This is a genomic window from Mycobacterium asiaticum (genome assembly GCF_001673635.1).
GTDB lineage: Bacteria > Actinomycetota > Actinomycetes > Mycobacteriales > Mycobacteriaceae > Mycobacterium > Mycobacterium asiaticum_C.
In genome coordinates this window covers 249,664-261,011 of record NZ_LZMH01000035.1, presented here as the reverse complement: position 1 = coordinate 261,011, position 11,348 = coordinate 249,664, and the positions used below count along the sequence as shown (strand labels likewise).

Below are 11,348 nucleotides of genomic sequence, written 5' to 3'. Positions count from 1 at the left end.
GCCGCGCGGGAAGCTAGAGCTCCCCGGCGTCGATCGCTTCCTTGACTTCCTGCGCGTGCGCAACCTGTTCCGGCGTATAACCGATGAACAGCGCCGCACAGCCGACGATCACCGCCGTGCCGGCCACCCACAGCAGGCCGTAGGTGTAGCCCTTGTCGAGAGCGAGCAACTGGGCTTCGTTCATGAACTTGACCGGGCCGGTGATTCCACCGAGGTAGAGCGTGCGCGACGTGATCACGGCCTGGATGACGGCCAGCACCAACGGCCCACCGAGGCTCTGCAGCATCAGCGTCATGGCCGAGACCGGACCGATCTGGTCGAAGCCGACGCCCGCAATGGCCGACAGGGTCAGCGGCACGACCACCATGCCAATCCCGATACCGCCGACGACGATGGGCAACACCAGGTTGGGGAAGTACGGCGCACCGCGGTGCATGCAGAACGAGCCGTAGAGCATCGCCCCCAGCAGCAACCAGCCGCCGCCGATCGTCAGCACGCGCGGCGAGAATCGGGACACCAGCTGCGAGGAGATCCCGAGGCCGATGCCCATCGCGATGACGAACGGGATGAAGCCGACACCTGCGCGCAGCGCGCTGTAGCCCAGGATGTCCTGCACGTACAGGCCGATGGACACGGTCAGGCTGAACATGACGCCACCGGCCAGGAAGATGGCACCGAAGGTGACCAACCGGTTGCGGTCGCGGAAGAGGCCGAACGGGATCACCGGGTTTTCGGCGGTGCGTTCCACGATGGCGAAGGCGATGGCCGCGGCCAGCGCAACGACGCCCGAGCCGATGGTGGTGACCGAGATCCAGCCCTTTTCCGGGCCGATGGAGAAGGCGAATACGGCGGCGGTGCAGGCCAGGGTGGCCAGCATGGCCCCGGCCGCGTCGAGCTTCATCCGCTCGCGGTTGGTCTCGCGCAGCGCGGTGCGGGCCAGATAGATCATCACCAGACCGATCGGGACGTTGACCAGGAAGGCCAGCCGCCAGGAGTACTCGGTCAGGAATCCGCCGACCACCAGACCCATCACCGAACCGATGGCGGTCATCGCGGCGAACACCGCGGTTGCGGCGTTACGGGCAGGCCCCTTGGGGAATGTCGTGGCGACCAGCGCCAGTCCGGTGGGCGAGGCGATGGCCGACCCGATGCCCTGTGAGAGCCGGGCGATGACCATGGTCACTTCGTCCCACGCCACCGCGCACAGCACCGAGGAAATGGTGAACAGGGCGACACCGACGATGAAGGTGCGCTTGCGCCCGATGGTGTCGCCGAGGCGCCCACCGAGCAGCATCAGCCCACCGAAGGTCAGCACATAGGCGGTAATCACCCAGCTGCGGCCGGCATCGGACAGGCTGAGCTCGTCCTGAATCTTAGGAAGCGCCACGATCGCGACCGTGCTGTCCATGGTGGCCAGCAGCTGCATCCCGCCGATCGCGATGACCGCCGCGATGAAGCGGTAGGAAGGCATCCACGCCGGATAATACCTGCTCAAGCGCTGCAAAGGGGTCTCCACCGAACGCGCGGGACGCTCCTGGGCCGAACGTTCTGAGCGCCCCTCGGTCCAAGTGTGAACCGCGCGCTCTGAGTCGTTGAGAGCCGTCATAGCAGGTTACCTTACAGTAATCTTAAGAATTGTTTAAAGCCTCAGCGGCAGTGAGGCCCGCCACTGGGCCGATAACGATGATTGCGGGAGGTCGGATCCCCTCTGCACGTACCCGCTCCGGCGTGTCAGCCAACCTTGTCCGCAACGTTTGTTGCGCGGGCGTCGTCCCGTGTTGCACCACCAAAACCGGAGTATCCGCAGGTCGGCCGCCTTTTAGCAGTGCGGCGACGAAGAGTTCGATGCGTTCGACCGCCATCAGCAAAACGATGGTGCCGGACATTGCTGCTAAAGCATCCCAATTGACTAACGATTCGGGATGGTCGGGCGCCAAATGGCCGCTGACCACCACGAACTCGTGATTTGTGGCCCGATGCGTGACCGGAACGCCGGCCAGAGCGGGCACCGCTATGGCGCTGGTCACACCTGGCACCACGGTCACCGGAATCCCCGCTTCGGCACACGCCAGCACTTCCTCGTAGCCCCTCGCGAACACGAACGGGTCGCCCCCCTTGAGGCGGACCACGAACTTGCCAGCGCGGGCCCGTTCGACCAGGACGGCGTTGATGGCGTCCTGGGCCATGGCCCGGCCGTATGGAATCTTGGCGGCGTCGATCACCTCGACGTGGGGCCCCAATTCGGCCAGCAGTTCCGGTGGCGCCAGCCGGTCGGCGACCACCACGTCGGCCTGCGCGAGCAGTCGGCGGCCGCGGACGGTGATCAGCTCGGGGTCCCCCGGCCCGCCGCCGACCAGAGCGACGCCGCCTCGGACGACTTCGGATCCGACCTGTCCGTCCGGAGTGATCACGCCCGTCTGCAGGGCCTCGCGGATCGCCGAGCGGATGGCCGCAGAACGCCGGTGCTCACCGCCGGCCAGCACGCCCACCGACAGCCCGGCGTACTCGAACGACGCCGGGGTGACCGCGGTGCCCTCGACGGCGATGTCGGCCCGGACGCAGAAGATGCGGGAGCGTTCTGCCTCGGCGACGATCGCCGCGTTGACGTCGGGGTCATTGGTGGCGGCCAGCGCGTACCAGGCGCCGTCCAGGTCGCCGTCGGCGTACTCACGCAGCGACAGGGTGATCCCGTCCATCGCCTCGACGGAACGGGTGGCGCTTCGGGAGATGACGTGCACGTCGGCGCCGCTGGCGATCAGCAGCGGTAGTCGGCGCTGCGCGACGCTGCCCCCGCCGACGACCACGACCTTCCGGCCGGCAAGTCGCAGTCCCACCAGGTAGGGGCTCTCGGTCACCGGGCAAGTTTAATGTTCTACCGCGCTGTGGCTAGCGGCGTGCGAGACGAAGCGCGCGACGGCACCCGGCGTCGCCGCCGGATGGGTGTGCAGATACGACGCGTGCACGCCGCGGTGCACCGCACCGTCGCGGACCCGGTCCACCTGTTGGCCCCGGTACACCCAGGCCGGCTGGTAGCTGCCGGTGAATGTGACTGCGGTGCGGTGGAATTCGTGTCCCACCACCCGCTCGCCGGCCGAGTACAGCGATGATTCGGCCACCGCGACCGCGTCGCGGTAACCCAGGTTGAGGTGCTGGGTGAAGCGCGCCGATCCTTCCAGCACCCCGCACATCGGGTGTCCGTCGAGTTCGGCCGCCAGGTAGATCAGGCCCGCGCATTCGGCGTGCACGGGCGCACCGGCGGCCGCCAGTTCGGCGATCTGCCGTCGGGCGGTGTCGTTGGCGGACAGTTCCGCGGCGAACTGCTCGGGAAACCCGCCGGGCAGCAGCACCGCGTCGGTGCCGTCGGGCAGGGCTTCGCTCAGCGGGTCGAATTCGGTGACCTCGGCGCCGGTGGCTTGCAGCAACTCCGCGTGCTCGGCGTAGCCGAAGCTGAATGCCTTTCCGGCCGCCAGCGCGACGACGGGGCGCCGATCGGTGGCGATGTCGCCGACCGCGCCTGTCGGGTCCCACGGCGGGTCGTCGACCCTGCTCCCGGCGGTCGCCAGGACCGCGCCCAGGTCGACGTGCCGGGCCACCAGCGCGGTCATCGCCTCGATCGCCTGCTGGGCGTGGCGGCCGTACTCCACCGCGGTGACCAGCCCCAGATATCTCGTCGGGAGTTCCAGTTCGTCGTTGCGGGGAATCGCGCCCAGGACCGGGACACCGGCCTGCTCGCACGCTTGCCGCAGCACCTGCTCGTGCCGGGCCGAGCCGACCCGGTTGAGGATCACGCCGCCGATCCGGGTTTGGGCGTCGAAGGTGGAAAAGCCGTGCAGCAGTGCTCCGATGCTGTGGCTCTGACCGCGCGCGTCGACAACCAGGATCACCGGCGCCCGCAGCAGGCCCGCGACGTGGGCGGTAGAACCCTGCGCCGGCCCGGTCGAGACCTCGCCGATGCGACCGTCGAAAAGTCCCATCACGCCTTCGATCACCGCGATGTCGGTGCCCCGGGTGCCGTGCTGGAACAGCGGGCCGATCAGCCGCTCCCCCACCAGCACCGGGTCCAGGTTGCGACCGGGTCGGCCCGCGGCCAGGGTGTGGTAGCCGGGGTCGATGAAGTCCGGACCGACCTTGAACGGCGCCACCCGGTGCCCGGCCTGGCGCAGTGCGCCGATCAAACCCGTTGCCACCGTTGTCTTTCCGCTGCCGGAGGCCGGTGCGGCGAGGACGACGGCCGGCGTGCTTACCACCGGACGCCCCGATGGCGCGAGGGTGCGCGGAGTGCCAAGTAACGCGGCGTGTCGCCGTGCAGACACGCACCCTCGGGAGCACCACGCCGCACTCTCACCACTCGATGCCCTTCTGACCTTTGCGGCCGGCATCCATCGGGTGCTTGCGCTTGGTCATCTCGGTCACCAGGTCGGCGGCGTCGGTCAGTTGTGGCGGGGAGTCGCGGCCGGTGATCACCACGTGCTGATGGCCGGGCCGGTCGATCAGGGTCCGCACCACGTCGTCGACGTCCACCCAACCCCACTTCAGCGGGTAGGTGAACTCGTCGAGCACATAATAGTCGTGGCGCTGCTCGGACAATCGGTGCGCGATCTCCGCCCAGCCGTCGGCGGCCGCGGCCGCGTGGTCGACCTCGCTACCGTGCTTGCGCGACCAGGACCAGCCGGCACCCATCTTGTGCCACTCCACCGCGCCGCCCACGCCCAGCTGATTGTGCAGCTCGCCCAGGCGCCGAAAGGCCATCTCCTCGCCCACCTTCCACTTCGCGCTCTTGACGAACTGGAAGACGGCGACATTGAGGCCGGCGTTCCAGGCGCGCAACGCCATCCCGAACGCGGCCGTCGACTTGCCTTTCCCGTCGCCGGTGTGCACGGCCAGCACCGGCGTGTTGCGCCGGGCCCGGGTGGTCAGGCCGTCGTCCGGGATGTCGATCGGATTCCCTTGCGGCATGGTCGATTACCGGTCCCTACGCCACGCTGCGGACGGCCCGGGTCAGCTGCTCGGCGTGCAGCTGTTCGAGCCGCATCACCGGCGCACCCAATTGGCGGGCGAGCTGTCCGGCCAGTCCCAGCCGGACGAAGGACGTCTCGCAGTCCACCACCACGGCGGCGGCACCCTCGGCAACCAGCCGCTTGGCCGCAATGCGACTGCGGCTCAACGGGTCCGGGCCGGCGGTCGCGCGACCATCGGTGAGCACGACGACCAGCGGGCGCCGCGCCCGGTCCCGCACCCGTTCCCGGACCACGAGTTCGCGCGCGGCCAGCAGACCCTCGGCCAGCGGCGTCCTGCCGCCGGTGTCGAATCGGGCCAGCCGCCGCCCGGCGATGTGCGCCGAAGACGTCGGGGGCAGCAGCAGCGTGGCCGCGTGCCCGCGAAAGGTGATGACCGCGACCTTGTCGCGTCGCTGGTAGGCATCGCGCAACAACGACAAGGTGGCCCCGCCGACCGCCGCCATCCGGTCCCGGGCGGCCATCGAGCCGGACGCGTCGACGACGAAGATCACCAGGTTGCCCTCCCGGCCTTCGCGGACGGCGCGACGCAGATCGTTGGGGCGCAACGCCAACGGCCCGGCGGCGCAGGCATTTTCGGCCGCTGACAACACCGTGGCGAACAGGTGCAGACCGTGCCCGTCGGGGTCCGCGGGATCGGCGGCGGCGATCACGCTCCCCGAGGCGTTGCGGGCTCGCGAGCGCCGGCCGGGCGCGCCTTCACCCACTCCTGGGACGGTCAGCGCTTTGGTGCGAAACACCTTCGACGGTGGCGCGCTGGGCCTTGGCGGCTGTGGGCTGTCTTGGGGATTCCGTTGCTGCGTGGGTGAATCCGCGTTTTCCGAGCGGCCACCACCGGGCGGGTCGGGATCGGGTTCTGGTTCTGGTTCGGGCTGGGCATCGGCGGCGGCCTGGGCCAAGGCTTCGTCGAGCTGGTCGCGGTCGATGCCGTGCTCGTCAAAGGGGTCCCGACGGCGACGATGCGGCAACGCCAGCTCGGCCGCCACCCGGATGTCCTGTTCCTCGACGGTGTGCGCGCCGCGCCACGCGGCATGTGCCGCGGCCGTGCGAGCCACCACCAGGTCGGCCCGCATACCGTCGACGTCGAACGCGGCGCACAGCGCCGCGATGCGCCGTAATTCGCTGTCCGGCAGCATAATATCGTCGACGATCGCCCGGGCCGCGGCGATGCGCCGGGCCAGTTCGGTGTCGGCGTCGGCATAGCTCGCCGCGAATCCGTCCGGGTCGGCCTCATACGCCATCCGCTGGCGGATCACCTCCACCCGTACGTCGACGTCGCGGGAGGCCTGGACATCGACGGTGAGGCCGAACCGGTCCAGCAGTTGCGGACGCAGTTCGCCCTCTTCGGGATTCATGGTCCCGATCAGCACGAAGCGCGCCTCGTGCGAATGGGAGATGCCGTCCCGTTCGATGTGCACCCGGCCCATCGCGGCGGCGTCCAGCAGGATGTCGACCAGGTGGTCGTGCAGCAGGTTGACCTCGTCGACGTAGAGCACGCCGCCGTGGGCGCGTGCCAGCAGACCCGGCGAGAAGGCGTGCTCGCCGTCGCGCAGTACCCGCTGCAGGTCCAGCGAACCCACCACCCGGTCCTCGGTGGCGCCCAGCGGCATCTCGACCAGCCCGGCGCCGTCGGTGCCGGTCGCGCTCGACAGCAAGGCGGCCAGCCCGCGCACCGCCGTCGACTTCGCGGTTCCCTTCTCGCCGCGGATCAACGCCCCGCCGATCTCCGGGCGTACGGCACACAACAGCAGCGCCAGGCGCAGCTGGTCGTGCCCGACGATCGCGCTGAACGGGTAGGGCTTCACCGCGCCCCCGCCGGCCCGGTGCCGGGCTTGAGCATCGGCACGTGGGGTATGCCGTCGTCGAGGAAATCGGCGCCGTCACGGACGAACCCGTGCTGGGCGTACATGTCACTGAGGTACTTTTGCGCGTCGATGCGGCAAGGGTAGTCGCCGACCTCGGCGAGCGCGGCACGCAGTAACCGGGTGGCGTGGCCCTGGTTGCGGGCGGTGCGTTTAGTGCACACCCGGCCGATCCGGAATACCTTCTCCCCGCCGGCGTGTTCCTCCATCAACCGCAGCGTGCAAATGACTTCTCCCTCAGTCGTTTCCAACCAGAAGTGCCGGGTCTCGGCGAGCAGATCACGCCCGTCGAGTTCGGGGTAGGGGCAGGCCTGCTCGACCACGAACACCTCTACCCGAAGCTTGAGCAATTCGTAAAGTATCTGCGCATCAAGGTCTTTGGCCCAGACGCGGCGCAACGCTTCACTCATCTGCGCCACTCTCCCCCGCGAGCGGGAGGTGCCCCCACAGCATCGCTCCGCTCTGCATCGTCGCCGGCGCGCGTCATGCCGCCGCGTCCAGCTGCAGAGCCTTGCCAGTCCACGAACGCAGTTCGTCGTACAACGCCGGCTCATCGGACAACTGGGCTCCCAGGGACGGCACGATCTCCTTCAGCGTCGGCAACCACGAGTGATACCGCGCCGCGAAACACCGTTGCAGCACATCCAGCATCGCCGGGACGGCGGTCGAGGCTCCCGGCGAACCGCCCAGCAGCCCGGCGATGCTGCCGTCGGCCGCACCCACGATCGTGGTGCCGAACTCCAGCACCCCGCCGTTGCCCTTGTCCCGCCGAATCACCTGCACCCGCTGGCCGGCCACCGTCAGCTCCCAGTCCGAACCAACCGCGCTAGGCACGAATTCGCGCAGTGCGGCAATGCGACCGGGGCCGGTGAGCCGCAGCTGGCCGATCAGATAGCTCACCAGGGTCAACTCCCGCACTCCGACGCCGAGCATCGACACCAGGTTGTCGGGCCGGATCGAGCGTGGCAGATCGCTGAAGTGCCCGTGCTTCAGGAACTTCGGCGACCATCCGGCGTAGGGCCCGAACACCAGCCACGGCCTGCCGTTGACGAAGCGCAGATCCAAATGCAGGGCACCCAGCGGCGGCGCTCCCGGCGCGGGGCTGCCGTACACCTTGGCTCGATGCGCCGAGGTGAGCGCGGGGCGGGCGGCTCGCAGGAACCGGCCGCCGATCGGAAAACCGGCGAAGCCTTTGATCTCGGCGATGCCGGCTTTCTGCAGCACGGGCAGCGCATCACCGCCGGCACCGACGAAGACGAACTTGCCGTTGAGTTTGCGCTCGTCCCCGGTGCGGCGGTTGACCACGGTCAACGTCCAGCTGCCGTCGCCCTGGCGGGACAGGTCGCGCACCTCGTGACCGAACCACACCGCCGCGCCGGTGCGCGCGCAATAGCCGATCAGCTGCCTGGACAGCGCACCGAAGTCGACATCGGTGCCGTCGGCCGCCCAGTTCAGGGCCACCGGTTCGGTGAAATCCCGCTCGGCGGCCATCAGCGGCAACCGACGGGCGAACTCGTCGGGATCCTCGATCAACTCGGTTTGGGCGAACAACGGATTGTGCACCAGAGCCTCGCGGCGCCGGCGCAGATAGGAGACCCCGGCCGCGCCGCGGACAAAGCTCACGTGCGGAACGCGGTTCAGAAAACCCCGGACGTCGGTCAGGACGCCGTTCTCTGCCGCGTAGGCCCAGAACTGGCGGGTGACCTGGAACTGCTCGTTGACGAAGACCGCCTTGGTGATGTCGATCGATCCGTTGGGCCGGGCCGGGGTGTAGTTCATCTCGCACAGTCCCGCGTGGCCGGTGCCGGCGTTGTTCCACGGACCGCTGCTCTCCGCGCCGACGCCGTCCAGCCGCTCGACGACGGTGATCGACCAATCCGGTTCCAGCCGCCGCAGAATCGCACCCAGGGTGGCGCTCATGATGCCGGCACCCACCAGTACGACGTCGGTTCTGGTCAGCTTTGCCACCGGGTGGTCGGTCCTTCCTCGAGGCGTGGCGGTTCACCAAGGTTATCGCCGGTGGCGGCGCCCTCGCCGGGCGGCGGACCGGCGGCGGCTCCGATCGCGCTCTAAGCTTGCCTGCGTGACTGGCTGGGTGCCCGATGTCCTGCCCGGTTACTGGCAATGCACCATTGCGCTGGGACCCGATCCCGACGGTGAGGGCGAGGTCGTCGGGACGCTGATACGGCGCGGCGACAGACCCTCGGCGGACCGGGCGGTGCTGGCAGTACACGGCTATACGGACTATTTCTTCAACACCGCGCTGGCCAACCACTTCGCCGAGCGCGGCTTCACGTTCTACGCGCTCGACCTGCGCAAGTGCGGCAGATCCCGGCGGCCGGGCCAGACGCCGCACTTCACCACCGATCTCGCCTACTACGACGACGAGCTCAGCCGAGCCGTCGGCGTGATCCGCGAGCAGTCCCCGGCCGTCGAGGTGCTGATGTACGGGCATTCGGCAGGCGGCCTGATCGTCTCGCTATGGCTGGACCGGCTGCGCCGCAAGGACGCGCTGAACGGTGTGACTGGCCTGGTGCTCAACAGCCCGTTCCTGGATCTGCAGGGCCGGGCTATCCTGCGCCTCGGCGTGACCACGGCGACCATCGCGGCGGTGTCGCGCATGCGCAGTAAGGGGATCGCGCGGGCCAGCGGTACCGGCGGCTACGGCTCCAGCCTGCACCGCGACTACCACGGCGAGTTCGACTACAACCTGGAATGGAAGCCGCTGGGCGGGTTCCCGGTGACATTCGGCTGGTTGCACGCGATACGCCGCGGCCATGCGCGGCTGCACCGCGGGCTCGACGTGGGTGTGCCGAACCTGATTCTGCGGTCGGATCACACGGTGAGCGAGGACGCCGGACCGGCCGCCCTGCAACGCGGCGACGCGGTGCTCGACGTCAGTCAGATCGCCCGCTGGGCGGGCTGTATCGGGAACCGCAGCACCATCATCCCGGTGCCCGACGCCAAACACGATGTGTTCCTGTCCGTGGAGCAACCCCGCCGGATAGCCTATCGCCATCTCGACCGCTGGCTCGACGACTACCTCAGCACCGCCTCGGCATTGTCAGGGAAAGGGTAAGCAGCCCAATGGAAACCTACGACCTTGCCATCATCGGAACCGGGTCGGGCAACACGATCGTCGACCAACGGTTCACCAAGAAGCGGGTGGCGATCTGCGAGCAGGGCACCTTCGGTGGCACCTGCCTGAACGTCGGGTGCATCCCGACCAAGATGTTCGTCTATGCCGCCGAGGTGGCGCAGACCGTCCGGGACGCCGCGCGCTATGGCGTGGACGCGCACATCGACGGGGTGCGTTGGGACGACATCGTTTCGCGCATCTTCGGACGCATCGACCCGATCGCGCACAGCGGCGAGGATTATCGGCGGGCGCTGCCCAACGTCGACGTCTACAGCCAGCACACCCGGTTCGGGCCGGTCCAGTCCGACGGCCGTTACCTGCTGCGCACCGACGGCGGCGACGAGTTCACCGCGGATCAGGTGGTGATCGCGACGGGCTCCCGGGCCACGGTGCCGCCGGCCATCGCGGCGTCCGGCGTCACCTACCACACCAGCGACACCGTGATGCGCATCCCGGAACTGCCCGAGCACCTGGCGATTGTCGGAAGCGGTTACGTGGCAGCGGAATTCGCGCATGTCTTCTCCGCCCTCGGGGTGCGAGTGACCATCATCATGCGTGGCGGCACCCTGTTGAAGCACGCCGACGACGCCATCTGCGAGCGGTTCACCCGCATCGCGTCCAACAAATGGGAGCTGCGCGCGTTGCGCAATGTGGTCAACGCCGCAAACCGTGGCCACGGCGTCGCACTCGAACTGGACGACGGCAGCACGCTCGACGCCGACCTGCTGCTGGTGGCCACGGGCCGCGTCGCCAACTCCGATCTGCTGGACGCCGATCAGGCCGGTGTCGACGTCGCGCAGGGCCGGGTGGTGGTGGATGAATACCAACGGACCACGGCGCGTAACGTTTTCGCGCTAGGCGATGTTTCCTCGCCGTACCAGCTCAAGCATGTGGCCAACCATGAGGCTCGGGTGGTGCAGCACAACCTGCTGTGCGACTGGGACGACACCGGTTCAATGCAGGTCACCGACCACCGGTTCGTACCGTCGGCGGTTTTCACCGATCCCCAGCTGGCCAGCGTCGGGTTGACCGAAAACCAAGCGTTGGCACAGGGATACGACATCTCGGTGAAACTGCAGGAGTACGGTGACGTCGCCTACGGATGGGCGATGGAGGACACCACCGGGGTGGTCAAGCTGATCGCCGAGCGCGGCACCGGCAAGTTGCTTGGTGCGCATTTCATGGGTTATCAGGCTTCGTCGCTCATTCAACCGCTGATCCAGGCGATGAGCTTCGGGCTCACCGCCCACGAGATGGCGCGTGGTCAGTACTGGATTCACCCGGCGCTGTCCGAGGTGGTCGAGAACGCTCTGCTGGGCCTGGACTGACTCC

Annotated in this window: 9 protein-coding genes; 2 read left to right on the top strand and 7 right to left on the bottom strand. The window is 68.5% G+C overall.

From position 1 onward, the window contains the following. Window positions 1–13: 13 nt before the first annotated feature. The 7 genes from A5645_RS09670 to mqo all read right to left on the bottom strand — a co-directional run bounded on the left by A5645_RS09670 (window position 14) and on the right by mqo (window position 8,845). On the bottom strand, window positions 14–1,606 hold the full coding sequence (locus tag A5645_RS09670; protein WP_065129344.1) for an MFS transporter: 1,593 nt from the start codon (window positions 1,604–1,606) through the stop codon (window positions 14–16). Between the two features lie 22 nt (window positions 1,607–1,628). Then, window positions 1,629–2,855, bottom strand: coding sequence for a uroporphyrinogen-III C-methyltransferase (cobA, locus tag A5645_RS09665; protein WP_065129343.1), 1,227 nt, complete (start codon window positions 2,853–2,855; stop codon window positions 1,629–1,631). A 9-nt stretch (window positions 2,856–2,864) separates the two neighbouring features. Then, window positions 2,865–4,247, bottom strand: a complete 1,383-nt coding sequence (locus A5645_RS09660; RefSeq protein ID WP_065129342.1) for a cobyrinic acid a,c-diamide synthase CobB — start codon at window positions 4,245–4,247, stop codon at window positions 2,865–2,867. 94 nt (window positions 4,248–4,341) lie between these two features. After that, a complete protein-coding gene (cobO, locus tag A5645_RS09655) occupies window positions 4,342–4,956 on the bottom strand; it encodes a cob(I)yrinic acid a,c-diamide adenosyltransferase (protein ID WP_065129341.1) in 615 nt (204 codons plus the stop codon). 16 nt (window positions 4,957–4,972) lie between these two features. After that, window positions 4,973–6,820 carry a magnesium chelatase subunit D family protein gene (locus tag A5645_RS09650; protein ID WP_065129340.1) on the bottom strand — a complete coding sequence of 616 codons (1,848 nt, stop codon included), beginning with the start codon at window positions 6,818–6,820 and terminating at the stop codon, window positions 4,973–4,975. Continuing rightward, window positions 6,817–7,287, bottom strand: a complete 471-nt coding sequence (locus A5645_RS09645; protein ID WP_065034345.1) for a GNAT family N-acetyltransferase — start codon at window positions 7,285–7,287, stop codon at window positions 6,817–6,819. The genes A5645_RS09650 and A5645_RS09645 overlap by 4 nt, the downstream gene beginning before the upstream one ends. A gap of 73 nt (window positions 7,288–7,360) precedes the next feature. Beyond that, complete coding sequence (mqo, locus tag A5645_RS09640; RefSeq protein WP_065129339.1) at window positions 7,361–8,845, bottom strand: malate dehydrogenase (quinone); 1,485 nt, start codon at window positions 8,843–8,845, stop codon at window positions 7,361–7,363. 115 nt (window positions 8,846–8,960) lie between these two features. Between mqo and A5645_RS09635 the strand changes: the two genes are divergently transcribed. Both A5645_RS09635 and mtr read left to right on the top strand, forming a co-directional pair. Further along, a complete protein-coding gene (locus tag A5645_RS09635) occupies window positions 8,961–9,956 on the top strand; it encodes an alpha/beta hydrolase (protein ID WP_065129338.1) in 996 nt (331 codons plus the stop codon). Window positions 9,957–9,964: 8 nt separating this feature from the next. Beyond that, window positions 9,965–11,344 (top strand): mycothione reductase, encoded by a 1,380-nt coding sequence (gene mtr / locus A5645_RS09630; protein ID WP_065034348.1) that lies wholly within the window; start codon window positions 9,965–9,967, stop codon window positions 11,342–11,344. Window positions 11,345–11,348 lie beyond the last annotated feature (4 nt).